The 24,226-nt window shown below is 61.0% G+C and carries 24 protein-coding genes; 10 read left to right on the top strand and 14 right to left on the bottom strand.

The annotated features are described in order from the left end of the window. Positions 1–50: 50 nt before the first annotated feature. Positions 51–638 carry a restriction endonuclease, SacI family gene (locus tag AC58EF_RS20790; RefSeq protein WP_497278291.1) on the bottom strand — a complete coding sequence of 196 codons (588 nt, stop codon included), beginning with the start codon at positions 636–638 and terminating at the stop codon, positions 51–53. A 58-nt stretch (positions 639–696) separates the two neighbouring features. On the opposite strand from AC58EF_RS20790, the gene AC58EF_RS20785 reads away from it, so the two are divergent. The 3 genes from AC58EF_RS20785 to drt3b all read left to right on the top strand — a co-directional run bounded on the left by AC58EF_RS20785 (position 697) and on the right by drt3b (position 5,447). After that, positions 697–1,956: a DNA cytosine methyltransferase gene (locus AC58EF_RS20785; RefSeq protein ID WP_497278290.1), complete on the top strand. Its 1,260-nt coding sequence runs from the start codon at positions 697–699 to the stop codon at positions 1,954–1,956. A gap of 295 nt (positions 1,957–2,251) precedes the next feature. Continuing rightward, positions 2,252–3,484, top strand: a complete 1,233-nt coding sequence (gene drt3a / locus AC58EF_RS20780) for an antiviral reverse transcriptase Drt3a (RefSeq protein WP_497278289.1) — start codon at positions 2,252–2,254, stop codon at positions 3,482–3,484. Next, positions 3,477–5,447, top strand: a complete 1,971-nt coding sequence (drt3b, locus tag AC58EF_RS20775; protein ID WP_497278288.1) for an antiviral reverse transcriptase Drt3b — start codon at positions 3,477–3,479, stop codon at positions 5,445–5,447. Before drt3a ends, drt3b begins: the two co-directional genes overlap by 8 nt. A 331-nt stretch (positions 5,448–5,778) precedes the next feature. Here the strand turns inward: drt3b and AC58EF_RS20770 are convergent, their stop codons facing one another. Then, entirely contained in the window at positions 5,779–6,348 is a 570-nt protein-coding gene (locus AC58EF_RS20770) for a hypothetical protein (RefSeq protein WP_497278287.1), read from the bottom strand. 246 nt (positions 6,349–6,594) lie between these two features. Here AC58EF_RS20770 and AC58EF_RS20765 point away from each other — a divergent pair, with 246 nt between their 5' ends. The 4 genes from AC58EF_RS20765 to AC58EF_RS20750 all read left to right on the top strand — a co-directional run bounded on the left by AC58EF_RS20765 (position 6,595) and on the right by AC58EF_RS20750 (position 8,572). Next, on the top strand, positions 6,595–6,960 hold the full coding sequence (locus AC58EF_RS20765) for a recombinase family protein (protein WP_497278285.1): 366 nt from the start codon (positions 6,595–6,597) through the stop codon (positions 6,958–6,960). After that, the gene (locus AC58EF_RS20760) at positions 6,960–7,157 is read left to right on the top strand and encodes a helix-turn-helix domain-containing protein (protein WP_497278304.1); all 198 of its coding nucleotides are present in this window, start codon (positions 6,960–6,962) and stop codon (positions 7,155–7,157) included. The genes AC58EF_RS20765 and AC58EF_RS20760 overlap by 1 nt, the downstream gene beginning before the upstream one ends. Continuing rightward, positions 7,154–7,348 carry a hypothetical protein gene (locus AC58EF_RS20755; RefSeq protein WP_497278284.1) on the top strand — a complete coding sequence of 65 codons (195 nt, stop codon included), beginning with the start codon at positions 7,154–7,156 and terminating at the stop codon, positions 7,346–7,348. The genes AC58EF_RS20760 and AC58EF_RS20755 overlap by 4 nt, the downstream gene beginning before the upstream one ends. Positions 7,349–7,951: 603 nt before the next feature. Further along, entirely contained in the window at positions 7,952–8,572 is a 621-nt protein-coding gene (locus tag AC58EF_RS20750; RefSeq protein ID WP_497278283.1) for a hypothetical protein, read from the top strand. 495 nt (positions 8,573–9,067) lie between these two features. On the opposite strand, the gene AC58EF_RS20745 is transcribed toward AC58EF_RS20750, so the two are convergent. From AC58EF_RS20745 to AC58EF_RS20730, 4 genes are all read right to left on the bottom strand, one after another. Beyond that, positions 9,068–9,730 (bottom strand): alpha/beta fold hydrolase, encoded by a 663-nt coding sequence (locus AC58EF_RS20745; RefSeq protein WP_497278282.1) that lies wholly within the window; start codon positions 9,728–9,730, stop codon positions 9,068–9,070. Next, complete coding sequence (locus AC58EF_RS20740) at positions 9,717–10,421, bottom strand: immunity protein Imm33 domain-containing protein (protein ID WP_497278281.1); 705 nt, start codon at positions 10,419–10,421, stop codon at positions 9,717–9,719. The genes AC58EF_RS20745 and AC58EF_RS20740 overlap by 14 nt, the downstream gene beginning before the upstream one ends. A 182-nt stretch (positions 10,422–10,603) precedes the next feature. Next, entirely contained in the window at positions 10,604–12,934 is a 2,331-nt protein-coding gene (gene clpA, locus AC58EF_RS20735; RefSeq protein WP_497278280.1) for an ATP-dependent Clp protease ATP-binding subunit ClpA, read from the bottom strand. A gap of 153 nt (positions 12,935–13,087) precedes the next feature. After that, positions 13,088–13,285 (bottom strand): DUF1192 domain-containing protein, encoded by a 198-nt coding sequence (locus tag AC58EF_RS20730; RefSeq protein ID WP_497278279.1) that lies wholly within the window; start codon positions 13,283–13,285, stop codon positions 13,088–13,090. 107 nt (positions 13,286–13,392) lie between these two features. Between AC58EF_RS20730 and AC58EF_RS20725 the strand changes: the two genes are divergently transcribed. Next, on the top strand, positions 13,393–14,397 hold the full coding sequence (locus tag AC58EF_RS20725; protein ID WP_497278278.1) for an NAD(P)H-quinone oxidoreductase: 1,005 nt from the start codon (positions 13,393–13,395) through the stop codon (positions 14,395–14,397). Positions 14,398–14,443: 46 nt separating this feature from the next. Here AC58EF_RS20725 and AC58EF_RS20720 read toward each other — a convergent pair whose 3' ends face one another. From AC58EF_RS20720 to AC58EF_RS20685, 8 genes are all read right to left on the bottom strand, one after another. After that, entirely contained in the window at positions 14,444–14,863 is a 420-nt protein-coding gene (locus tag AC58EF_RS20720; RefSeq protein WP_497278277.1) for a DUF2147 domain-containing protein, read from the bottom strand. Positions 14,864–15,048: 185 nt separating this feature from the next. After that, positions 15,049–16,038 (bottom strand): type II secretion system F family protein, encoded by a 990-nt coding sequence (locus AC58EF_RS20715; RefSeq protein WP_497278276.1) that lies wholly within the window; start codon positions 16,036–16,038, stop codon positions 15,049–15,051. An 18-nt stretch (positions 16,039–16,056) separates the two neighbouring features. After that, entirely contained in the window at positions 16,057–17,055 is a 999-nt protein-coding gene (locus AC58EF_RS20710; RefSeq protein WP_497278275.1) for a type II secretion system F family protein, read from the bottom strand. 48 nt (positions 17,056–17,103) lie between these two features. Then, positions 17,104–18,381, bottom strand: a complete 1,278-nt coding sequence (locus AC58EF_RS20705) for a pilus assembly protein CpaE (RefSeq protein ID WP_497278274.1) — start codon at positions 18,379–18,381, stop codon at positions 17,104–17,106. Position 18,382: 1 nt separating this feature from the next. Then, positions 18,383–19,057 (bottom strand): CpaD family pilus assembly protein, encoded by a 675-nt coding sequence (locus AC58EF_RS20700; protein ID WP_497278273.1) that lies wholly within the window; start codon positions 19,055–19,057, stop codon positions 18,383–18,385. Positions 19,058–19,073: 16 nt separating this feature from the next. Then, positions 19,074–20,534 carry a type II and III secretion system protein family protein gene (locus AC58EF_RS20695; protein ID WP_497278272.1) on the bottom strand — a complete coding sequence of 487 codons (1,461 nt, stop codon included), beginning with the start codon at positions 20,532–20,534 and terminating at the stop codon, positions 19,074–19,076. A 1-nt stretch (position 20,535) separates the two neighbouring features. Further along, positions 20,536–21,549, bottom strand: a complete 1,014-nt coding sequence (cpaB, locus tag AC58EF_RS20690; protein WP_497278270.1) for a Flp pilus assembly protein CpaB — start codon at positions 21,547–21,549, stop codon at positions 20,536–20,538. A 51-nt stretch (positions 21,550–21,600) separates the two neighbouring features. Further along, positions 21,601–22,074: an A24 family peptidase gene (locus tag AC58EF_RS20685; protein ID WP_497278269.1), complete on the bottom strand. Its 474-nt coding sequence runs from the start codon at positions 22,072–22,074 to the stop codon at positions 21,601–21,603. Positions 22,075–22,116: 42 nt separating this feature from the next. Here AC58EF_RS20685 and AC58EF_RS20680 point away from each other — a divergent pair, with 42 nt between their 5' ends. Next, on the top strand, positions 22,117–23,106 hold the full coding sequence (locus tag AC58EF_RS20680) for an alpha/beta fold hydrolase (RefSeq protein WP_497278268.1): 990 nt from the start codon (positions 22,117–22,119) through the stop codon (positions 23,104–23,106). Further along, the gene (locus AC58EF_RS20675; RefSeq protein WP_497278267.1) at positions 23,103–24,206 is read left to right on the top strand and encodes an NAD(P)/FAD-dependent oxidoreductase; all 1,104 of its coding nucleotides are present in this window, start codon (positions 23,103–23,105) and stop codon (positions 24,204–24,206) included. Before AC58EF_RS20680 ends, AC58EF_RS20675 begins: the two co-directional genes overlap by 4 nt. Positions 24,207–24,226 lie beyond the last annotated feature (20 nt).

Raw genomic sequence — 24,226 nt, 5'->3', positions numbered from 1 at the left:
ACTGCGCTTGATCGATGAGCGCGCGTCCGGTCAGCTTCGCTACCGTCGAACTACACCATCACCCGGGGCACGACCAGAGCGGCAGGGGAGGCGATAATTGCTTCGGCTGCCGGTATATAGGTCGTGACATAGTTGCGCCGCACGACGATAAACGCTTGCAGCGCGCGCCGTGCCGCGACCTCGTCGGGTAGGGCCTGAACCTCAGCGACGAGTTCCATCATGTAATTGAACGCTGCTTGCGCCGCTGGATTAACCGGTGTGCCATCGTCCAGCCGCTCCATGCGAAAGAACGGCTGATTATTCAGTGGTTCGCGCCCGCTGACCCCGAGGCTGAACCCATACTCGGCAGATAGCGGTACCAGCACCGTATGGCAGAGGGTGCGTGCGGAGTAGGCCCGGTCTTTCTCATTCGCATCGACATGAGTTGGTTTGAACCAGTAGAGATTGACCCCGTGATGCAGTGCTTTGGCGAGCATGGCGGTGCCAAGCATGGCAATGCAAGTTGCGGAGACACGATACTCGATTACTTCCGAGAGGCGCTGCACTCGCTCGGTCCAGTAGGGATCGGGTATGTTTTCATCCTCGGCGCAAGCTCGCACGACGGGCTCGGCGCGCGCCTTGCGAAAGAGGTTTGCCATTTGGCCTCCGGTGGTTAAGAGTGGAACGGATGCGGAACAAGGGAAACATGGGTAGCAGATGATCGACAAGCCTCTCAAGACGATTAGCCTTTTCAGTGGTGTCGGGGGGCTGGACTTTGGTTTTGAAGCGGCGGGCTTTCAGACGCGGGTAGCTGTCGAGTTTAACTCATTCTGCTGCTCTGCCATCCGCGAAAACCGCCCGGAGTGGGGCCTGATTGAGGGCGATATTCACGGACCCGAAGCGACGTCTGACAGGATTGCGGCCGTTGGTGAGTTGCAGCCGGGGGAGGCCGACATGCTGATTGGTGGGCCACCTTGCCAGCCGTTCTCCAAGGCAAGCTACTGGATGAATGGGGATACCAAACGGCTTGATGACCCGCGCGCCGATACGTTGACCGCCTACTTGCGCGTCCTGCGCGACCTTCGGCCGCGCGCCTTTCTACTCGAGAATGTCACCGGCCTCGCCTACATAGGCAAGGATGAGGGACTGCGCCACCTGCTAGACGGCATCGAGGAGGTCAATCGGGAGGCCGGGACTAACTACCGTGTCGACTGGCAAATGCTTAACGCTGCGCACTATGGCGTTCCTCAGAACCGCGAGCGGGTGTTTCTTGTCGGAAGCCGTGATGGACGCCACTTCCAATTCCCGCAGCCAACCCATGGCTCCGCTGAGGATGGTGATCTCTTGGGGGAGCGTCACCCGTTCACGACAGCTTGGGACGCGATTGGCGACCTGCCAGCCAACCCGAATGAACCGTCGCTCGCCGTAGGGGGCAAGTGGGGCGACCTGCTGCCGAGCATTCCAGAGGGCGAAAACTATCTCTGGCATACAAACCGCAAGGGCGGGATGAACCTGTTTGGCTGGCGCACTCGATATTGGAGCTTCTTGCTCAAGCTAGCCAAGAACCAACCCTCATGGACAATCCAGGCGCAGCCCGGCTCCTCTATCGGACCATTTCACTGGAATAACCGAAAGCTGACGGGGCGCGAGATGTGCCGCCTCCAGACGTTTCCCGACGGACTGACGTTTTCCTGCGGGCGCACAGAGGTCCAGCGCATGCTAGGCAACGCTGTGCCCTCGTTATTGGCAGAAGTCTTGGCACGAGAGATTAGGGCGCAATTGCTCGATAACCCAACAGCTCAGTCCCTAAAACTGCTGCCACCTCGGCGTACTCCCGTGCCCGATCCCGAACCGTTAGCGACTGTACCTGCAAAGTATAGAGACATGGTTGGCGATCACGCGGACCACCCCGGCACCAGCAAGGAAGCGAAGGCGCGGCGCTCGGCTTCGAGGGTTCAGGCTATCGCGGCAGAGTAACCTGTTGAGAGGAGCGGTATGACCTCTAAGTTAGAGCAGGCACCGTACCGAGTTGCGCCGACGTTTCAATACGGAGTACCAGAGCGGACTTCGTGTTTAGCGGTCGCTGCCAATCCTCCCCCGTTTGAAAGCTATGTGGGATGCTGAACGCAGAACCGGCGACCTTTAAGGCTTGAGCCCGGAAGAACGAGGGCGTTGACGCACGCCGTTCCCTCGGCTTACCAACGCCACAACCCGAAACAGGCCGACGTTCGCACCGCCGTCGTCGCATAGACGAGGAAAGAGTGCAGCGCGCGTGTTTGATCCAACCATACATGCCAGCGCAATTGCGCGACATCTCCAACCGGCTGACTTCATTGAGGACAAGCACCTCCTGACCCCTGCCTACCGGGACGCAGTAATCGCAAAATCTGTTGCGCTCGGCCAATCCGGTTTCACCTCAGTCTCACTGCTGAAAAATAAGCTGAGGGGCAAGTATGTCTACCAGCTCACGGACATTTCAGAGCGGCTCGTCGTCAGGCATCTCGCTAAGAATATTCGCCGCCTAACTGGGGTGCGGCAAGACGACCGTGAGTTCATTATCCAGTGCATAAGGCGATTTCTTGAAGACGGCGGTAGATACCGGGTCTATAAATTCGATGTAAAAAGCTTCTACGAGAGCGTGTCGCCCGGTACCGTGGTTTCGGCACTTGAGAGAGACGCAGGTTTTTCAGGTCAATCCGCACGCGTTCTGCGCTCGTTCTTTGCGGAGCTTAACAAAGCCGGAGTTTCAGGTTTGCCTAGAGGCTTGGGATTAAGTGCTACGTTGGCAGAATACCTTCTCCGTACCTTTGATCGTCACGTGTCCGAACTAGATGAGGTATGGTTCTACGCACGGTTTGTGGACGACATTTTCATCATTACTGATGGAAGTGAGGCGAAGGAAGAGATGGTATCCAGCGTTACCAAGGCTCTTCCTCAGAGCCTCTCCTTCAACTCGAAAAGCTTCGCGATGGATTTTGAAGGTTTCAAGAAGGGGACAACCGGGGTTGCCCACATTTTCGACTTTCTTGGATATCAATTTACCGTTGATCGCCCTGCTCGACGGCCAGACAACAAAATTTCTCGAACAGTTAAGCTTGATATTGCCTCAAAAAAGGTAAAAAAGATTAAATCGAGAATTGCGATGACATTAGTAAAGTTTGCTGATGATGCGAACTTCGCAGATATGCACGCTCGTATAAGACTGCTCACTAGCAACTTTAACTTCGTTGATCGTCAAACTGGTGTTCGGCGCGCATCTGGTATCTACTTTAATTACCCGCTCATAGATCATGGTGCCTCGGTTGCTTTGGGTGAGTTAGATAAATATCTTCGGAACGTCCTTTGGTCGGGCCACCCAAAAAACAAACTGCGCCCAATGATCACTCCCGCTCAAAGAGCCATGTTAACGAGGCTAACGTTTAGTGCCGGGTATTCAAACAAGCGCTTCTTCTCGTTTGGGCCTGCTCGGTTGGCTCAACTAACATCGTGTTGGTCTCATGCGTAAACGCGTCGTCGCCAAGGGCAACATCCACAAGACGGACTACCTACGGGCATTGGTTACCGACACGATGCCGGGCGATGTCCCCATCATAATTTCAAATGATGGTTTCTATCGGAACGCGAAGGTCCCCAGTTCAAACGCTCACAATCGTGAGTTTGTGACGACGCTGCTGTCGGGTTCAAAGCCCTACACGATGCCCTACCGCTATCACATCAGCCGGGCCAATGGATCATCACGCAAGCTCAGTCTCATTCATCCTGCTGGCCAGCGAGATATCGCTGAGTTCTATGCTCGGGATGGTCAATTGATCTGTTATCACTGTAGGAAGTCCGAAGCGTCAATTCGCTCACCGCGAAAGATTGGAAGCTTATTTTTCGTTCGTGGACCGGCGAGCGAGAAGAATATGCTCAAGAAACCGGGCGTCGACACAGTGGATATTGAGAACTCCGTGTCAAATCCGGCATCGTACTTTTCTTATAAAGGTGTGGATAGAGCCTTTAAGTTCTTTAATTCTGCTGACTATACGGGCTTGGAAAAAAAGTATGGTGTGATGTGCCTTGCGGACGTCTCAAAGTGCTTCAATAGCATATATACGCACACTCTCTTCTGGGCGACCGCCGACGTTCAGACAGCAAAAGACAGCGTTGCACAGGACACGTTCAGCAATCGCTTTGATCGTCTTATGCAATCGGTCAACTTTAATGAAACAAACGGAATTTGTATTGGTCCCGAAGTTAGTCGGGTGTTCGCGGAGCTTATTCTTAGTGAAGTTGATCGTCGAGCAATCAAGAAGGTGGAAGGCCTTGGTCATCGTTGGAAAACGGATTTTGAGTTCCGCCGGTATGTCGATGATTTTTATATTTTTGCCCGTGAGCGTAAAATTGTAGATGAAGTTTTATCTGCGCTCCGTCTTGCGCTTTCCGACTTTAATCTTCACCTCAATGAGGAGAAAACAACTATTGTCCCGCGCCCTTTCATCACCAAGAAGTCGCGGGTGGTGCATGGCGCTGATAACATATTGCAGAGCTTCTTTCGCGGTTTCATAAGAACCGACAAGCTGCTTGATGGCACCTATTGCTACCCACGAGCCATATACAGGTCCCAAGCTCTTCTAAGGTCGTTCCTCGACGGGATAAAAGCAAACTGCTTCGACAATGGCGCAGGGTATGACGCCATCTCGAATTATGTCATTGGCGCTCTGGCTGGCCGCATTTCTGCTCTCATATCTGATTACGACAAAGGAATTTTACGCGAGGCAGTCGGCGACGATGATTACGTCGCCGCGATCATGGCCCTTCTAGAAGCGATTTACTTCCTCTATAACGTAGACCCGACTGTTCCATCTTCGCTTCGGGTGGCTCAGGCTGCGATACAATCGTTCAACTTCTTCTCAGAAAAAATTCCTGAACGGAAGACATTTTTGTCGGAGCAGATTGTGAGATGGACGTTTCAATTTGCGAAAAGCTTTCAAGCGTCAGCGACTTTTAAGGCAACGGAGTGCGTTCCTCTTGAAGCCATTAACGTTCTGCTTGTTCTGGGAGACGTTGGCCGCGAGGAGGGACTTACCCTGAAAGCGCTTCACGATTTCTGTAGTCCATGTGACCACCATCAGTATTTTGAGATCGTGTCTTACCTGTTCTGTCTCAAAGGTGACACGGCCTTCGCTTTGTTGCGCAGCGAACTTTTTGCTCGCGCTTCTACACTCCTTCTCACTGGGCCGGACTTGAGGCTCGACGCCCAGTCTGCGCATCTCGCACTCGACATTCTTTCCTGCCCATATGTCGGCAAAGCGGAGCGCGCTGCTTTGTTTCAGGGGCTGCGGGCGCGAATGAAGCTGCCAGTCATCTCGCTGGTGGATGCCCTTGCTGCGGTCGAAAGCTTCGAGGCATCGCCATGGTTCGTGCAATGGGGCAATGTTAACCTGCTTCGCATGATCCGAAAGAAGGAATTGAGCGCGGTCTACTAGGATGGTAGCGAGATCGCGGACCTACCTCGAAGCTCAAGGCTCATGGCCTCGGCTGTGAGCTTACACTGCCCGACTTTGTCGTGACGCTCAAATTTGGCCGAGCGGCATTGTAGGTGCAGGGCCTCGTGCACACACCTAATGCGACGGGGTAGGTCCACTATCGCATTAGGGCTTGCCCCAGTGAGACCGGCGGCGGACCCGCCCAAATGTCTCGTAAGGGTGGTCTCATACCGAAATTCAGCCATTCTCACAGCGTTTAGACCCTCGTGAGACGCAGGCTCCTAGTCACCGGAAATTCGAGCGAGGTTCCGGGTGTTCGTGAGCATCGCCATCAAAACGTGAAGCCGCCGCGTCCCGGACGGGATGGCACATATCTGCGGACGGTCAGCGACATGCCCGCGTCTGTGAGTTCGCATTTTACGACTTGAAACCCTTGATAGTCATTGCCTTTACGGGCGTGCCGCTCAAGGACTGGGTAAATCTCCCGATAGACATCCTTACCAACTGCCACGGTGGCCGCCGCATAGGTGTCGATATAGTGGCTCAACGCCTTGCTGGCAGCCTGCCCTGTTTCAGACTGTTTTACGGCTTCCCCGACCACGGGAGTTGAAACGGCTGCAAGCGCCCAAAGGAGAAAGCCTTTGAATTTCAGGGAACCGATCTGAATGTCGTTCAGAAGGATGGCCGTGGTATCTAGCCCCAGCGCCCGATATTCGGCTGCGATATCTTCAGGCACGTCGCTTATGATCGCGTCCCAGAGAAAGTCCCTCAAGGCTTGCCAAAGCTCAACTACCTCGCGCGCTGACAATCCATCAATGTCATCAAAAACCGCCTCAAATGGCACATAGGCGTCGGCGGCAAACATCGTGGCGGAAGTGGCGGAAACGGGTGAGGTGGCCATGGCACAGCTCCTGATGGCATCGGCACGATTGATCCAGGAGATAGTAAACCTGATAGTTTGAGGCGACTGCGCAAATTGGGTAGGCAACGCCCCGTATACGAAGCGACCAATAACGATTTTCAGCGGCGATTGGGCCATCGCAGTTAATGAACGGGTCGGTTCCGCTGTGCTGGTCTTGCAATACACTTCGGGCTGGCGTCCACCGCGCAAGCGGGTAGGCTTCCCCTAATTCTTAGGAGGAATGTTGTGATTGTAGGCTACCGACGGAGCAGCACGTCCGAGCAAATCGCCGGTCTTGACGCCCAAGAGCGCCAATTGCTTGCAACCGGGTGCACACGAGTTTTTACTGAAATGGCCTCTTCGGTCGCGGCGCGGGTGCAACTGGATGCAGCACTGGATTTCGTCCGCGAGGGTGATGTTTTCGTCGTGACGCGTCTTGACCGACTGGCTCGGTCCACCACCGATTTGTTGAGTATCGTGGGAAAACTGGAAGCCAAGAGGGTTGGCCTGAGAATTTTGGATTTCGGCGGCTCCGAGATGGACACGAAATCGCCCAGCGGGCGGATGCTGCTCACTTGTTTGCGGCCGTCGCAGAATTTGAAAGAGCCGTGATGCTTTCGCGCCAAAAGGACGGAATTGCTAAGGCGAAGGCGGCTGGGAAATACCGGGGGCGAGCACCGACCGCCCGCGCCAAAACACAGCAGGTGTGTGCCATGAAAGATGCCGGAGCGGGGGCTTCGGAAATTGCTGCCGTCCTCGGCATCGGTCGTGCCTCGGTTTATCGGGTGCTTGCCGAGGCGGCGGCATGAAGTCGGCTCAGGAACGCTTCGCAGACCTAACCGCGCTATTGGAAGACCTGCACGGGTTGGCCGTGGAAGGTCGGCATCCCGATCTGACGGAAGACATTGCCAATGTGCTGTGCGGCAGCCTTGTGGTGGGCTTGGCGAGGGGGAAGCGGCAGGTAGCCATCATCCGGCGATTGCGAAGGGTGGCCGCATGACCTTGCATCGCGGCTGGTGCCGCACATGGTATAACGGCTGGTCCCCAGAGGAGCGACAAGCGACAATCCCAATTCAGCGCGCCGCCTTCCGGCAAGGTCTGATAGCGCGTCCAGTATCTTGCTCGATATGCGGATTTGATCGGCCCGCGACACCGGGAGCGATCACCTTACATGTCGAAAGATACTCTTCCCCGTTGGAAGGCTATGGATGTTGCCGCCGATGTCACGGTGCAGTCCATGCCCGGTTCGTTCGGCCTGAGCCTTGGTTGCGGCTGTTGGATAATCTAGGGCATCAAGGCTGGGCAACATGTCTAACCCTGTCTGCCCAATCGCAATGGCAGCCGTTCGCGCTCATTTATCCGGACGGCCTGCCAATGGTGTGATTTCGGTTTCATCATACGTTGGGATTGCTGATCGCCCTGTCAACGCGCATCAAGACAACGGGGCAGAGCAACGCTATGGGCTGCCAAAACGTGCTTTAACCTACACTTCGCCGCAAAAAGTGATGTCAACTTACGTTCTGCTCCAAACACGACCTCGGCGACCGTGCCGTGGAAAATTGGTGACGAAACTGTCCCCTTCCCGATGGAGGAGGGCCATACCGTGCGTGAACATTGCCGCGTGGGAAACTGGTCGAAAATTCATACTCCCACGAGCAACGATGTTCCGCGCCTTGCTGGGTGGGTTCCCTCGTCATCCCTGCGTAAGGTCAAAACGGCCGCCGATGGACGGCGCGTTTACACGGACGCGGATTTCGAGTGGCCGGAAGGCAGCGCGGGGCTGCGAACGGCGGCTGTGAAAGTCATGAAACGGATCATGGAACAGCGCCGCGAATGTGAGGCTCTGGATCACCAATCCCTTGTTCTCAATAAGACCACCAAGGGAAAGGTTTTCTCCGTTCCCTGCTTTACCGCCGGGGAGATGCTGTCTTTCGATTTCGTGGCCGCTGATGCGACGAACGGGCGCAGCTTCGCCAAGGTTGACCCCATGGAAGAAACCGAGGCTGTTGTAGCCTGTAGGAACGCGGTCCTGAGCAATGCCACCCATCCGTCAACGGTCGATTTCCCACTGGGATATGACTTCCGCACGGGAAGGGAGGGACGGACGCAGGTGTTGATGTCGGCGACCGCGAAGAACGCTTTCAACTTGGAGCTGAAATTCAAGGTTCACTGCGATTTCAACGGCACCAACCTTACGGATTTCGGGATGTCCGAAACTCAGTGAGTGTAGATAGTAGATATGGCTAGATATAAATGAAGGGGGTTTTATCGTAACTTATTGTTTTCATTAAATTGTGTGGGGCGTAGGTTGCCCCACATCTAATGGCTCCGCTGCATTTGTCTGAGCCAAATTTCTGGCCTCTGTGCTGTCGGATTAGCGGCGGAAGACCGTGAAGATCGTAAGGAACAACGGCACATTTGTGAGGATGTTCCTTGCAACTGGGTGCCAAGCTCCAGTCTTTTTTGAGGCGTTTTTTTTATGATTGATGCCAATCCTGATCTGCACCCTTGATCTGTAACACAAGGCTGATACACAGAGAGGTGTAGCAAAGCTAAAAAGTGGCGGATTTGCGAGGGTTTCGGTTTCTTAATGCCTTCCCCCCTAGGCTCCACCATTTCCTCAGCATATATCGGTTTTCAACAGGCGGATCAGAATTCTGATCTGCCGCTTCCGCCATGGTCTTGAAATGCCCGTTCGCCGACTTCGGCTTCGGAACGGTCAGGATCTTGCGCGTTCGAAATGGCCGGCGCGCAGAAAGTGGATGATCTGATCGAGCACGGGACGGGCATAGATCATCGCGGTGTGCGCAACAGGCAGGACGATATGGTCGGTCTGGCCCGCAATATGCGTCGCCGCCACACGAACCTTGCCATCATTGGGCGCGCGAAAGACGCGGTTGGGGAGAAAGCCGTTGAGCGGACGGTCGCCTGCTATGACGCCGAGCGGATAGTCGACCTGACCCAGTAACGTTTCCACCTTCAGGTCGCGGTTCGTGCGCAGGAGCGTGCCGGCCTGATTGAGGATTAGTGGATGGAGGCGCAGCCGATAAACGAGGTCGGCCAGTTCGCTGCCGCCATTGGGCGGACCAAGCATGACCATGTTGCCGAGATGAAGCGGCCGGTAACGGGCCAGATAAGCGCGCAGCAGGAGGCCGCCCATCGAATGGCCGATGAAATGCAGGCGATGCGCCGCGTGGACCGGCGCGGCGATGATCCTTTGGTGCAGATGGTCAAGCACTCGGTCGATCGGCCAGCGCCAGCTGGGATAGCCGATATTGGCGACGGCATAGCCATGTTGCCGCAGGCGGCGGGCGAGCAGGGCGGTCTGGACCGGATGGCCGCCGAAGCCGTGGAGAAGGATGATGGCGTCAGTTGTCGACATGACTTTGACCGTCATCGAGTGGCTGATATTCGCCGGTATCGAAATTACGCAGCCATGCCGAACCGACCGGACTGTCGATCAGGTGCAGCCAGCTGTCATCGACGTTCAATACCTTGCCAACAGCGATGTATTCGGCTTTGCGGGCATCAAGTTGCTCGTCGCTCAGGTCACGATAGTCTCCCCTGATCCGCCAACCACTGTCGGGATGAGCATCGCCTTCGTCGGTCATATCCGGCTCTTCGCGATAGATATAATAGACAGGGACGCCGTCATCGAGAACGCAGCTGTCGACCATGCAGCGATCCCAATATTCGCGTCGAGGCGATTGGGGCGGCACGTCCCTGTCGCCCTCGTAGATGAGATCAATGATGTGAAAGGGCTGGAATTGAATCATGCTTCCTTCGCGCAATTGGGGCATGTCGGAAGGTGTGTTCGCCAGTACGCCGCTCCATCCGTCCGGCCCGAACGTCTTCAATTCCACCCACATGCGCTCGGCATCCCATTCAAGGCTTGGCGGATGACTGCGGATAACCAGCTTGACCAGATCGCCGGGTCGCAGAGCAGCGATCCGTTCCGCAGAGGGCAGGAAGTAAGTATAGGGCGCCTCGACTTGGATCGGGCGGGGGTCATCAACCGTCCAAGAGCCGAAGGCGCGGCGGCGGAGATTGTGGAGGCGGTCCTTGAGGCGCATGGCGAGCGAAACTAACGGGGTCGTGCGCGAAGACAATGGCGTTCGGTGAGGCGAAGGCGATCGTCCTTCGATACACGCCTTCGACAGGCTCGACGGTGTTCGGGAAGCACGGACGGGGCGTCTGACGGCAAAAAAAAAGGCGGCCGTTGCGGGCCGCCCTTTCCGTTTGTCCTGACCGGCGCTTATTTGGTGCCTTCGGTCGTCTTCGCCTTGCCGCCCTTCTTGCCCTTCTTGGGTGCGGCGGGGGTGATTTCGAAGGCCAGCGCCCCACCTTCGTCGCTGTCCTTCATGCGGACATGAACTTCGCCGCCATGGACCAGCTTGCCGAACAGCAGTTCCTCGGCCAGCGGCTGCTTGATCTTCTCCTGCATCAGGCGGCCCATCGGGCGGGCGCCGTAGAGCTTGTCATAGCCCTTCTTGGTGAGCCACGCCTTGGCGTCCTCGTCCAGGGTGATGTGGACGTCGCGATCGGCCAGTTGCAGCTCCAGCTGGAGCACGAACTTGTCGATGACGCGCGCGACGATTTCCGGCGGCAGATAGCCGAAGGGCACCACGGCATCGAGGCGGTTGCGGAATTCGGGGGTGAAGAGCTTCTTCACCGCATCTTCCTGCACATCCTCGCGGGTCAGTTCGCCGAAACCGATGCTTTCCTTCGCCATGTCCGACGCACCGGCATTGGTGGTCATGATGAGGATGGTGTTGCGGAAATCGACGGTCTTGCCGTGGTGATCGGTCAAACGGCCATTGTCCATCACCTGGAGCAGGATGTTGAACAGGTCCGGATGCGCCTTCTCAATCTCGTCCAGCAACAGCACGCTGTGCGGATTCTGGTCGACTGCGTCGGTCAGCAGGCCGCCCTGATCATAGCCGACATAGCCCGGAGGGGCGCCGATCAGGCGACTGACCGAATGGCGTTCCATATATTCCGACATATCGAAGCGCTGGAGCGGGATGCCGAGCAGGGTCGCGAGCTGGCGCGCCACCTCCGTCTTGCCGACGCCGGTGGGGCCGGAAAAGAGATAGTTGCCGATCGGCTTGTCGGGATCGCGCAGGCCCGCACGCGACAGCTTGATCGCGCTGGACAGCACCTCGATCGCCTTGTCCTGGCCGAAGACGACGCGCTTCAGGTCCGTGGTCAGCGATTCCAGCACGCTCTTGTCGTCGGACGACACGGTCTTGGGCGGGATGCGGGCCATGGTCGCAATGACCTGCTCGATCTCCTTGGGCGTGATCGTCTTCTTGCGCTTGGACGGCACTACCAGCATCTGCATCGCGCCGACTTCGTCGATCACGTCGATCGCCTTGTCGGGCAGCTTGCGGTCGTTGATGTAGCGCGCCGAAAGCTCCACCGCCGCCTTGATCGCGTCCGGCGTATATTTGACGTGATGATGTTCCTCGAACGCGGTGCGAAGCCCGGCGAGGATTTTGATCGTATCCTCGATCGTGGGTTCGTTGACGTCGATCTTCTGGAACCGGCGCAGCAGGGCGCGGTCCTTTTCGAAATGGTTGCGGAATTCCTTGTAGGTGGTCGAACCGATGCAGCGGATCGTGCCGCCCGACAAAGCGGGCTTCAAGAGGTTCGACGCATCCATCGCGCCGCCGCTGGTCGCGCCCGCGCCGATCACCGTGTGGATCTCATCGATGAAGAGCACCGCGTGCGGCATCTTCTCCAGCTCGGTGACGACCGCCTTCAGACGCTCTTCAAAGTCGCCGCGATAACGGGTGCCCGCCAGCAGCGCGCCCATGTCGAGCGAGTAGATGACCGCTTCCTTGAGCACGTCGGGCACGTCGCCCTCGATGATCTTGCGCGCCAGGCCTTCCGCGATCGCGGTCTTGCCGACGCCGGGATCGCCGACATAGAGCGGGTTGTTCTTCGACCGGCGGCACAGGATCTGGATCGTGCGCTCCACCTCCGCGGTGCGGCCGATCAGCGGGTCGACCTTGCCGCGATCCGCCTTTTCATTGAGGTTGACGGTGAACTGGTCGAGGGCGCTGTCCTTCTTGGCCTTACCGTCCTGCACCTTCTTTTCCTCCTCGGCGGCGCCCTTGGTCTCCTGACGCTCGGGCGTGGGCGTGCCCTTGCCGACGCCGTGGCTGATATAGCTGACGGCATCCAGACGGCTCATATCCTGCTGTTGCAGGAAATAGACGGCATAGGATTCGCGTTCGGAAAAGAGCGCGACCAGGACGTTGGCGCCCGTCACCTCATCCTTGCCGGACGACTGGACGTGCAGGATGGCGCGCTGGACCACGCGCTGGAAACCGCTGGTGGGGGACGGGTCGCTCGACCCTTCGACCTTCAGACTGTCCAGTTCGGTGTCGAGATAATGGGTGACGGCGTCGCCCAGTTCACCCAGTTCCACGCCGCACGCCTGCATCACCTTCGACGCATGTTCATCGTCGATCAGCGCGAGGAGCAGATGCTCCAACGTCGCATATTCATGCTTGCGCTCCGACGCATGGGTCAGTGCGTTGTGCAGGGTGGTTTCAAGGGCGGGTGCGAATGAAGGCATATTATCTTACTCCAAGCTCCCGGTAGGGAGCGACCTTGAACCCTATGTCGGCATTGCTCGACGCATGATCAAGGCGCGTCGCCCGATCAGCGGAATTGCCAGACTGCCCAAGCCCGAAAAAGCCCTGCGGGGCGCTGGGGGCGGGGCGCCGGTTCACCGCTTGAATAGCGCCTCGGCTGTTGCCTTGTGGTTAACGGCGCTTTCAATCTTTGCTTTGGTCCGCGCGATTTCGGCGTCGAGAGCGGTGATACGCGCTTCCAGCTCGGCCAGGGACAGCGGACCCAGATCCTGTGTCAGCAGGCGGGCCAGCGGATCATCTCCCTTGCGCGGCAGATAGTCTTCCAAGTCCATGAACCGCAATGTTGACCCTGCGCACCACTCTGTCAATAAGGGCGCGCGTTCCCCCCAACTATTTTGGGAGGTGCAACAAAACGGCAGCTTTTCGGGGGGCGGCGGTGATGGCGAGTGGGTTTGAGGTGCCAGCGGAGATGACGGCGATCGGGATCGCCGCGCCCGGCGGGCCGGAGGCGCTGGTGCCGGAACGGCGGCCGGTGCCGGCGCCGGGGGCTGGCGAAGTTCTGATCAAGGTCGCCGCCGCGGGCGTCAACCGTCCCGACATACTCCAGCGGCAGGGGAAATATCCCCCGCCGGCGGGGGCATCCGACATTCCGGGGTTGGAAGTGGCCGGCACCATCGTCGCGGCCGGGGGCGGCGCGGACATGCTGGTCGGGCAGAAGGTTTGCGCGTTGCTGGCGGGTGGAGGCTATGCCGAATATGCGGTGGCGCCCGCGGGCCAATGCCTGCCGGTGCCCGACGATTACGACCTGGCCGAGGCGGCGGCGCTGCCCGAGACGCTCTTTACGGTGTGGACCAATTTGTTCGAGCGCGCCTATGTGGTGGGCGGCGATACGGTGCTGGTTCATGGCGGCACTAGTGGCATCGGCACGATGGCGATCACGCTTTGCCGGCTGTTCGACATCGCCACCATCGTCACCTGCGGCAGCGACGAGAAATGCGAACAGGCCAGCGCCTGGGGCGCAAGCCATGCGATCAACTACAAGACCCAGGATTATGTCCAGGAGGTGAAGCGGATCACCGGCGGGCAAGGCGTGCAGGCCGTGCTGGACATGGTCGGCGGCGACTATGTGCCGCGCAACCTGGAATGTCTGGCCGAAGACGGGCGGCATGTGTCGATCGCGGTGCTGGGCGGGGCGAAAGCGACCGTCTTCATCCCCGCGATCATGACGCGGCGGCTGACCATCACCGGATCGACGCTGCGGGCACGCTCGACGGGCTTCAAGAGCCTGGTCGCGGACGAACTGATGCGCAATGTCTGGTCCTTCGTGGGGGAGGGCAGGCTGCGCCCGGCGATGGACCAGAAGTTTGCGCTGGCGGACGCGGCGAAGGCGCACGCGCGCATGGATGCGGGCGAGCATTTCGGGAAGATCGTGCTGGTGGTTTGAAAAGAGGGAAAGGCGCGCCTCGATTCATGGCGGGCCGCCGCTATCCTCAGCGCAGCGGTGTCCAGGTCTGGGTCTTGCAGAAGAAAGCGATGCAGCCTTGCACCTTCAGCGTGCCATCGTCGTTGCGGCTGACCTTGCTGGTGTAGCTCTTGCCGCTTTCGGGATCGTAGATCGTGCCCTTCCAGATGTCGCCCGCGTCCGAGAAGTCGGACAGCAGCGCCAGGCCGACGAGCGGTTTCGAGCGAAGGGCCGGGTCGGGATTCTTGGCGTCGGTCTGCGGGCGGCCGGGGGTGGGCTTGACGATCTTTTCGATCTTGCCGCAGATTTGCCGGCCACATGGCGCGATGTTGACGATCGCCTTGCCGTCGACCGTGGCCCAGCGGCCGGTCACGGGCTGGGCCGCCTGCGCGGGCAGCGCGGCGAAGGCGGCGGTCAGGGTTGCAATGGCGATGGCTGCCAATTTCATGCGATCCACTCCTGTCGTTAGGGTGATTTCGAGGCGGATGGAATCATCTGCCGGCTCGGAAATCACGGAAAGACTATAATCTCCGAAATAAGCAGGAAAATGGCGGCCCGCTACCGCCATTTTCAGGCGGAGCGGGCGACACGGCGGGCGACGCTACGGCAACGCCCGCCGCTCTTCGCAATTTTTTAGAAGGCGGTGCTGATCGAGCAGGCCGCCGGACCCAGGATGACGACGAACAGGGTCGGCAGGATGAAGAGAATCAGCGGCACCGTCATGATCGCGGGCAGGCGCGCGGCCTTTTCCTCGGCGCGCATCATGCGTTCGTGGCGGAACTCGGCCGACAGGACGCGCAGCGCCGACGCGAGCGGCGTCCCGTATTTTTCCGTCTGGATCATGGTCGTGACCACGCCCTTGACCGCGTCCAGCTTCACGCGGGTTGCGAGATTTTCGAACGCCATGCGGCGGTCGGTCAGGAAACTGAGTTCGATCGCGGTCAGCTGGAACTCGTCGCCCAACTCGGGATAGGCCTTGCCCAGTTCGCGCGCCACGCGACTGAAGGCGGCGTCGACGGTCAGGCCCGCCTCCGCGCATATGACCAGCAGGTCAAGCGCATCAGGCAATCCCTTGCGGATCGCGGCGGACCGTTTCTGCACCTTGTTGTCGATATAAAAGTCGGGCGCCTTGTAAGCGAGCAAGAGCGGGACCGCGAAGGCGAAGAAGCGCTTCACCGGCCCCCATTCAGGCTGGATGCCCACACCATAGAGCAGGATGGCCGCCAAGCCCCCGAAAACGATCGGCAGGATCATGCGGCCGAAAATGACGGCGACGGCCAGATCCTTGGACCGGATGCCGGCCTGTGCCAGGCGGATCTGCGCATCCTTGAGCTGGTCGTCCTGCAACACCTTCAGACTGGACAGGAAGGACCGCATCTGGTCGGTCGTCTGGTTCTTCTGCACCAGCTTGGCGCGGCGCTTGGCGGTCGAGGCGGTGATACCGGCCTTGAGTTGCTCGCGCCGTTCGCTGAGCGCCTTGACCCGTTTGGCCATCGGATCGCGCACCGTCATCACGGCATAGAGGGCGAACAGCATGACCAGCGTCGCGATGCCTGCGAGCAGGGTGCCGAAATCGGTGGCGGTCAGGCCGAACAGGGTGCCGGCGGGGGTGGGCGCGTCCATGGTTCTACTGCCTCCCCATCAAATCTCGAAATTGACCATCTGGGCCATGATGAAGGCGCCGATCGCCATCCAGCACATGCCGCCGATGCCGATCACCTGCATCGTCGACAGGCCGAACAGGCCCGCCGGATCGGGGGTGAAGAAGGGCGACATATAATTATAGTTGATGTAGCAGATCATGCCGAACACCAGGAAGGGCAGCACGCCGATGATATAGGCGGACGCCTTCGATTCCGACGACATGGCGCGAATCTTCAGCTTCATCTGCGCGCGCTGGCGCAGCACGGTGGCAAGGTTGGACAGGGTTTCGGCAAGGTTGCCGCCGGTTTCCCGCTGGATCGCGAGCGTGATGACGAAGAATTGGAATTCCGCCGTGCCGAGGCGATCGGCGGTTTCCTGCAACGCCTGCTCCATCGTCCGGCCAATCTTGATGCGTTCGGTGATGAGCTTGAACTCCTCCCCCACCGGCCCCGGAACTTCGCTCGACACCACGCCCAGCGTCTCGGCGATCGGCAGGCCCGAGCGCAGGCCCCGCGTCAGCAGTTCCAGCGCATCGGGGAATTTGGCGGTGAATTGGTTGATCCGCCGCTTGATCAGTTGCCCGACCCACCAGTGTGGCAAGGCAAGGCCCGCCGCAAGGCCAACCATGAGCGCGAACAGGAAGGGAAATCCGCGCAGCGACAGGAGGGCCGTGATGACCAGGAAGATGACGGCGCAGGTCGTCATATATTGGCTGAGCGTCCACTTCTTGCCCGTCATGCGGATGCGCTTGGCCAGATTGTCCGGGTTGGGGATGAGCGACACCAGCAGCTTGGCTTCGGTGCCGGTCGGCCGATTGGAGATGGCCTTGCGCATACGCGCTTCCATCACCGCCTCGGCCGAATCGCTGTGACGACCCCGGATCAGGGCGACGCGGCGCTTGCGCGCCTTGTCCGGCGACGGGCCGGCGAAGGCGACGAGGACAAGGCCCAGCATCGTCGCCACCAGCACCGCGATCAACAGGATATTGCCGTCCATCTTTTCGCCTGTCCTTGATGGGGCAGCGCCGCCGGGGCGACGCGCCCGTCAGTCTTCCACCGCGGCCTTGCGACGCGACGGAATCATATTCTTGAAGTCGATCTTGCCGAGCAGAGATTCGCCCTTTTTCGCGGTGGGCTTGCCGTCGGCGGCATCATTGGCGTCCGCCGCGCCCAGCGTTTCGGTGAGCAGCGTGCCGCAGGCCGCGCCGACCTTGCTGCCCTTGGCGGTTTCAGCGAGCGTCTTGCCGAGCTTGGCCGCCTGCGACGCGATGCGCAGATCGAACGGGATGAGGACGTCCACCTTGCGTTCGATCGATTGCTCGAAATCCTTGCGGCTGATTTCGGGCGATCCGGGATGGACGCGGTTCGCGGCCACCACCACGCGCGACTGAGGCGCGTTGGTCTTGAGCCAGGACAGGATGCGGATCGTGTCGCGCGCCGCCGCCAGCGTCAGTTCCGTGACGACCAGGGTCACATTGACGTCGCTCATCAGATGCGGGTGCTGGATCAGCATGGTGCGCGGCAGGTCGATGACGCTGCATTCGAATGCCGCGCGAAATTCTTCCAGCAACTGGTAGAAGGCGCCACCGTCGGTCAGCATCGGCTGGCTGATCGGCGCTTCGGCCGACAGGATCGCCAGCGTATCGCTGGCCCGTACCATCGCGCGCTCGATGAAGAGGCCGTCGATACGGCTGGGATTTTCGATCGCGTCGGTCAGGCCGCGGCCCGGCTCCAGATCCATCGCCAGCGCATTGGTGCCGAAATGAACGTCGAGATCGAGCAGGGCGGTCGGCCGTTTCTTCTTTTCCGACAGCATCCAGGCGAGCGAGGTCGCGATGCTGGAGGCGCCGACGCCGCCGCGCGTGCCGACCACCGCCATGGTGCAGTGGGGGCGTTCCGGCCCGGCGTCGCGCGGCGCCAGGAACACCGCCTGCGCCTGAGCCAGCGCATCGCGTAGCTGATCGGCGCCGAAGGGCTTCAGCAGATAATCCTGGATGCCGCTGGCGATGAGATCGCGATAGAGACGGACATCATTCACCTGGCCGGCGGCGATCACCACCGTGCCGGGTTCGCACACTTCGGCGAGGCTGTTGATATCGTTCAGCGGATCGCCGCTTTCGGACATGTCGACGAACAGGATTTGTGGGGATGCGGTGATCGACAGGCTCTGCACCGCGTTGCGCATCCCGCCCTTGTTCACCTTTTCCGGCGCCCAGCCCATTTCAGCGGCGACGCCGCGCAGCACGTCGAAGCTGTAATCGTCACAGACGAAGGCGTGGAAAGGATCGCGCAGGCCGGCGCCGGGTTTCCAGGGTGCGTTCATCTTACTGGGCTCCCGCCGTGATCTGCCTGAGGTCGCCGGCGCCGGTCGGCGCCTTGTCGCGATAGGTGGAAATGGCGCGGTTAGAGGTGGCCGTGCGCAAATCGCTGTCCGTGGTCTGGCCGCGCACCAGATCCTCCGGATTGGCGATCATGGCGGCCAGATTGCCATTCACGCCGCAGCCGAAATTGGACGAGCCGCCCAGCGATATTTCGGTTTCCTGGTTGGCGCTCCAGTCGGGGCAGCCGGGCACGCTGGCGCTGGCCCGGCGCACGATGAGGCGAATGGCGCCCTGCGGCGCGACGCCCGCGACGGCGGAGCTGTCTTCACCGACCAGCAGGCCCCGGCGCGCCACGACATTGGCGATGCCTTCGCGCAGCGCAGGGCCGTAATAGCCGTCCGAGACGATGGAGACCTGATCGCCATAGCCCAGATTGATCGAGGTGAACCATTCGTTGAGCCGGCCTGCCTCGCTGGGCGTCAGCGTGTCGCCTGCACCAGCCTGCACGTCGAACGTGTAGGATGCGTAGCTCACGACCGGCTGGTGGATCGACTGAACGCCGCGATTGGGGCTGTCGGTCGCGCAGCCCGCCAGCGGCAGTGCGAGCGCGGCCAATGCGGCCAATGTCCTGATGGACGGACGGGTAGGGATTTGACGGGTAGGGATTTGGGAGGTCATATCGTCGGTCCTTCCGTCAGAAGCTGAAGCCGGGGGCGGCGGTGTCCTTGCCCGAACCCCTGTTGCCGGGAGCGGGGGCGGGGACTGGCGCGCCGGGTGCACGGCTCGGCATGGGCGAGCGAGCGCCGCTCACGCCGGCATGACTTTGCTGCCCGAGCAGACCTTGCGTCACATCGGCGTTGCGGAAACCGTCGGTGGGCAGGCGCACGTCGGATGCGTTCATCGGCTTCACCAGATAGGGGGTGACGACGATGACCAGTTCGGTTTCGTGGCGCTGGAAGTTGCGCGACTTGAACAGGCTGCCCAGGATCGGGACGTTGCCCAGGCCCGGCACCTTACTGATGTTGTTCGACGTATCTGCGTTGAGCAGGCCGGCGATCATGAAGGCCTGGCCCGAACCCAGTTCCACCGTGGTTTCCGCCGTGCGGCTGCGCAGCGCCGGCACATCGGCATCGACCGAGAAGTCGAGGCTGGAGACGGTCGGGCGGACGCGCAGGGAAATGCGCCCGTCGGCCAGCACCGTTGGCGTGAAGGCCAGCTGCACGCCATATTGCTTGAATTCGATGCTGTTGCCCGACGACGGCCCGTTATTGACGGTGTAAGGATATTCGCCGCCCGCCAGGAAGCTGGCGGTCTCGCCCGACAGCGAGGTCAGGTTCGGCTGCGCCAGCGTGGTCGCAAGGCCGCTCGATTCGGCCAGGTCGAGCGCGCCGGCAATGTCCATGCCCAGGATGCGGGCCACGCCGCCCAGGCTATAGCCGCCGTCGATCGGATTGGTGAAGGTCCAGCTATTGTTTTCGCCATCATATTGCGCGAAATCGCGCGTGCCGCCGCCAATGTTGCCGGCTATCTTTCCGCCGCCACGATCCGCGCTGGCAAAATTCGTGCCGATCCTGTGCCCGATATCCTTGCTGACTTCGGCGATCTTGACCTGCAACATTACCTGCAGCGGGGTCGCCATGCGCAGGCGGCTGACCACGGTGACGTCCTTGCCGACGAAGGCCTGGGTCAGACGCTCCACCTCGGCCGCGTCCTCGGGCGCCTTGATCGTGCCGGTCAGCAGCACCATGCCGTTCATGTTGTTCACGGCGATATTGGCTTCGGGCATCGCCAGGCGCAGCATGTCGTCGATGCTGGTGATGTTGTTGCCGACACGCACATTGCCCGAAAACAGCACCTTGCCATTGGGCGCGGTGACGAAGACGGTGGTTTCGCCGGCCTTCTTCGCGATCAGGTAGAGCTGGTTCTGCGAGCGGACATGGACGTCGACCACATCGGGGTTGGCGATCACCACGTCGGACATTTTTGACGGCAGATTGACCACCCGGCTGCCGCCCACCGACATCAGGATCGCATTGTCCTGCGCGCTGGAAAGCGCGGCGTTGAGCGTAGCGGTCGGCGCTGCGAACGTCGCGACGGCCAGACCCAGCGCAATGGCGGGAACAGCGTGCGAAGCGTGATGGTGCAGGCTCTTCATCTTACTTTCCCCCGACCGGAATTTCGGTCACGTTGGTGCCGCGCGCCACGCGGATCGTCGGCCCCTTGAAGGCGACGGTGCCGACCGGCGCGCCATTGGCCGTAGCCATCGCCGAAACGGGCGCGTCCGCCTTCGCCGGAACCGAGCTGCGCTGGTAGCGCGACACGTCGGCGCCGGTGGAATAGGTGGAACCGCGATCGACCGGGCGCGCGGCCAATTTGGTCAGGATCGCCTTTTCCGCGCTCGGGCTGGCGCCTGCGGGCAGGTCGACATCGGTGCCGGCGATGGCGGCGTCGAGTTCCGACGCATTGTCGGCGATCGAGCGCAGCGACATGGACAGCGAACCGATCGTCTGGGCGACCGCGATCTTTTCGGCGATCTTGGGCGTCACTTCGATCGTGACGTTGGAATAGGTCTGAACCACGGGCTTGCCGTCCGGCCCCATGGCGTCCATCCGCTGGTCGGTGGCCAGCACGCGCAGGTTGCGCAGGATGGTTTCGGACACTTTGAGCGGATCGCCGTCGCCGCCGCCCGAGACGCTCTGCGTCAGGACGAGGTCGATGCGGTCTCCGGGGAAGACGAAGCCCGCGACCGAGCTTTGCGCCGACACCGGAACCGTGACGGCGCGCATACCGGCGCCCAGCGCGGCGGCCAGGAAGCCCCGTTCACCCGGCTTCACCAGCGCGCCCTGCGTCATCGGCTGGCCCGCGGAAATGGCGGTGCGCACGACGCTGCCGGCCAGCTTCGCCGGGTCGGCCTGACCCTGAAGATAATAGGCCTGTTCGACCAGATCCTTGGGCCAGGGCTGGAAACGGAAGCTTTCCGGGTCGAGGATGGTGCCGACGGGCAGCGCCTTGGTGGCGACCAGCACGCGGGGCAAATCTGCTTCCGTCGGCATGGCCGAGGCATTGACCTGTGGCGCGCTCGACGAACTCAGCATGTTCCGCGCGAGCAGCGCGGTCGTAACGGCTATGATCAGCGCGCCCACCAGCAGCACGATCTTCTTGGCATCCATGACGAAATTCGCCTCCCTCGAACGGGTGCACTGCCCCCAGTGCCCCGACCATCACGCAAATTGGTTAAGATATCGTTCGCCAAGCAGCCAAAGAGCCGCGATCGATATGGCGACGCCATAGGGAATCTCCGGCTGGCCGGGCCTTTTGGCCCAGCGATGATGGATGACCGTCGCCAGCGTCACCGCGCCGCCCAGCAGCGCCATCAGCACGATCAGGCTGATCGTCGCCTGCCATGGAAACCAGAGCGCCAGTGCGCCGAGCAGCTTGACGTCGCCGCCGCCCATCATGCCGATCGCGAACAATATGGCGAACAGGGTGAAGACCAGCACCCCCGCCAGCAACTGCACCGCCATGCCCGGCCAGGGCTCCAGCCCGCAGGCCAGCCACCAGAGCGGTGCGAGCAGCGCCACGGCCAGATTGAGCCGGTTCGAGATGATGCGCGAGCGCAGATCGGTGATCGCCGCCACGATCAGCAGCGCGCCCAGGGCGACCATCAGCGCCAGCCGGAAATATTCCCCAAACATGGGCACTATTCCCTAGACCGCATGACTTACTAAACCGTAACCATGAAGGGCATGGATTCGCCTGATTTCGCCTCCGCAATTTCCGTTGCCGCCTTTGATCGGCGCGCCTGGCCTATGGGCGGGCGGCTGGACCATTGGAATGCGCCCGACGGCTGGGCGCTCCGCCGCTACCGGCTGGGCGACGGGAGTCGCGGCCGGATGCTGCTGCTGAACGGCCGCGGCGACATGATCGAGAAATATCTGGAAGCGATCGACCATATGGCGCGGCGCGGCTGGGAAGTGACCAGCTTCGACTGGCGCGGGCAGGGCGGATCGGGGCGGCTGACCGACGATCCGTTGTGCGGCCATATCGGCGATTTCGCCGACTATGTCGCGGACCTCAAAGCGTTGGCGGCGGAGTGGCGCGCGGAAGGGCGGGGACCGGCGGTGATGCTGGGCCATTCGATGGGCGGGCATCTGCTGCTGCGCGCGCTGGCCGAAGGTATGCCGCAGCCCGATGCCGCGGTGCTGATCGCACCGATGCTGGGTGTGCACAGCGCGCCGCTGCCGCGCTGGCTGGCCGTCGCCGTGACACGGATGATGATCGCCTGGGGGTTGGGCGACAGGCGCGCCTGGACCCAGAAGGAGGATAGCGAACGGCAGCGGATCATCCGGCAGACAAGGCTGACCCATGATCCCGATCGCTACGCCGACGAACTGTGGTGGCGCGATCATAGCCGGGAGATCGCGCTGGGGCCGCCGAGCTGGAACTGGGTGGCGCAGGCGCTCGATTCGACCCGGCTGCTGGCGGAGGCGCCGGAACTGGCGCGGGTCGTCTGCCCGATATTGATCCTGGCGGCGGAAACGGACAGGCTGGTGTCGACCGCCGCGATCCGGCAGGTCGCGGCACGGCTTCCCAATGCGCGCCTGCATGTCTATGGGCAAGAGGCCGCGCACGAGATATTGCGCGAATCCGACCCGGTGCGGCTCGATGCGCTGGGTCGGATCGATATCTTTCTGGACGAGATCGTTCTGGACGAGACTGGGATTTGACCGTTTTCGACATCGTGATCGTGGGCGGCGGCATGGCCGGCGCGAGCCTGGGCGCGCAACTGGCCGTCGATGCGCGCGTGCTGATCCTGGAGATGGAGGAGCGGGCGGGCTATCACGCCACGGGCCGCTCGGTTGCCTTTTGGGAGGAGACTTATGGCGGGCCGGCGGTGCAGCCGTTGACCACCGCTTCGGGGCCGTTGCTTACCACGCCGGACCCGGATTTCCATGCGTGCAGCTTCCTGTCGCCGCGCCGGACGCTGCATATCGGGCGTGCGGAGGATGCGCCGCTGCGCGACGCGCTGCTGGCGCAATTCGCCGGGAAGGTCGACCTCCAGCCGGTCGATCCGGGCGCGCTGGTGTCGGGGCTGCGGCCGGACTGGACGCTGGGCGTGATGGAGGCGAGCTGCCGCGACATCGACGTCGCAGCGCTGCATCAGGCCTATCTGCGCCGCTTCCGCGCGCTGGGCGGCGATGTGCGGCTGGCCTCGCCCCTGCTGGGCGCTCGGGCGATAGCGGGCGGTTGGCGGATCGAGACGCGCGACGGGGCTGTCGAATGTCGCGTGCTGGTCAATGCCGCGGGTGCCTGGGCGGATGAGGTCGCGCGCCGCAGCAGCGTCATGCCGGTCGGTATCACGCCGTTGCGGCGCACGGTGGTGCAGTTGCGGGTGCCGGACATGGTTTCGTCCGACCTGCCGCTGGTGATGGACCTGCGTTCGCGCTTCTATTTCAAGCCTGGGGGGCCGGGCCGCGTCTGGCTGACCCCGCATGACGAGGCACCGTCGCCGCCCTGCGATGCCGCGCCCGAGGAACTGGCGGTGGCGCAGGCGGTTGCACGCTTTCAGGAGGCGGTCGACTGGCGGATCGAGGCGATCGAGCATAAATGGGCGGGGCTGCGCAGCTTCGCGCCCGACCGTGCGCCCGTCTACGGCTTTGATCCTTCCGCGCAGGGCTTTTTCTGGTTTGCGGGTCAGGGCGGTTTCGGCATCCAGACCGCGCCGGCCGCTGCTCTGCTGGGCGCGGCCTTGCTCACCGGAGCGGCGTTGCCGGAAGCGGTTGCCAGCATCGATTCAGCCGCTTATGGTCCGGGCCGGTTTCGGTAGCGCAACAAGCCAGGAGGATA

The sequence above is a fragment of the Sphingobium sp. WR1 genome, from assembly GCF_059693745.1.
The sequence above is the reverse complement of the archived record's forward strand: the minus strand, read 5'-3'. Positions and strand labels throughout refer to the sequence as shown.

Coding starts and splice junctions, on each gene's coding strand:
- AC58EF_RS20715 (WP_497278276.1), bottom strand. CDS start 16,038: ATGGACGCGCCCACCCCCGCCGGCACCCTGTTCGGCCTGACCGCCACC.
- AC58EF_RS20755 (WP_497278284.1), top strand. CDS start 7,154: ATGAAGTCGGCTCAGGAACGCTTCGCAGACCTAACCGCGCTATTGGAA.
- AC58EF_RS20710 (WP_497278275.1), bottom strand. CDS start 17,055: ATGGACGGCAATATCCTGTTGATCGCGGTGCTGGTGGCGACGATGCTG.
- AC58EF_RS20680 (WP_497278268.1), top strand. CDS start 22,117: ATGAAGGGCATGGATTCGCCTGATTTCGCCTCCGCAATTTCCGTTGCC.
- AC58EF_RS20760 (WP_497278304.1), top strand. CDS start 6,960: ATGCTTTCGCGCCAAAAGGACGGAATTGCTAAGGCGAAGGCGGCTGGG.
- AC58EF_RS20745 (WP_497278282.1), bottom strand. CDS start 9,730: ATGTCGACAACTGACGCCATCATCCTTCTCCACGGCTTCGGCGGCCAT.
- drt3b (WP_497278288.1), top strand. CDS start 3,477: ATGCGTAAACGCGTCGTCGCCAAGGGCAACATCCACAAGACGGACTAC.
- AC58EF_RS20770 (WP_497278287.1), bottom strand. CDS start 6,348: ATGGCCACCTCACCCGTTTCCGCCACTTCCGCCACGATGTTTGCCGCC.
- AC58EF_RS20685 (WP_497278269.1), bottom strand. CDS start 22,074: ATGTTTGGGGAATATTTCCGGCTGGCGCTGATGGTCGCCCTGGGCGCG.
- AC58EF_RS20695 (WP_497278272.1), bottom strand. CDS start 20,534: ATGAAGAGCCTGCACCATCACGCTTCGCACGCTGTTCCCGCCATTGCG.
- AC58EF_RS20790 (WP_497278291.1), bottom strand. CDS start 638: ATGGCAAACCTCTTTCGCAAGGCGCGCGCCGAGCCCGTCGTGCGAGCT.
- clpA (WP_497278280.1), bottom strand. CDS start 12,934: ATGCCTTCATTCGCACCCGCCCTTGAAACCACCCTGCACAACGCACTG.
- AC58EF_RS20785 (WP_497278290.1), top strand. CDS start 697: ATGATCGACAAGCCTCTCAAGACGATTAGCCTTTTCAGTGGTGTCGGG.
- cpaB (WP_497278270.1), bottom strand. CDS start 21,549: ATGGATGCCAAGAAGATCGTGCTGCTGGTGGGCGCGCTGATCATAGCC.
- AC58EF_RS20720 (WP_497278277.1), bottom strand. CDS start 14,863: ATGAAATTGGCAGCCATCGCCATTGCAACCCTGACCGCCGCCTTCGCC.
- AC58EF_RS20730 (WP_497278279.1), bottom strand. CDS start 13,285: ATGGACTTGGAAGACTATCTGCCGCGCAAGGGAGATGATCCGCTGGCC.
- AC58EF_RS20705 (WP_497278274.1), bottom strand. CDS start 18,381: ATGAACGCACCCTGGAAACCCGGCGCCGGCCTGCGCGATCCTTTCCAC.
- AC58EF_RS20740 (WP_497278281.1), bottom strand. CDS start 10,421: ATGCGCCTCAAGGACCGCCTCCACAATCTCCGCCGCCGCGCCTTCGGC.
- AC58EF_RS20700 (WP_497278273.1), bottom strand. CDS start 19,057: ATGACCTCCCAAATCCCTACCCGTCAAATCCCTACCCGTCCGTCCATC.
- AC58EF_RS20725 (WP_497278278.1), top strand. CDS start 13,393: ATGGCGAGTGGGTTTGAGGTGCCAGCGGAGATGACGGCGATCGGGATC.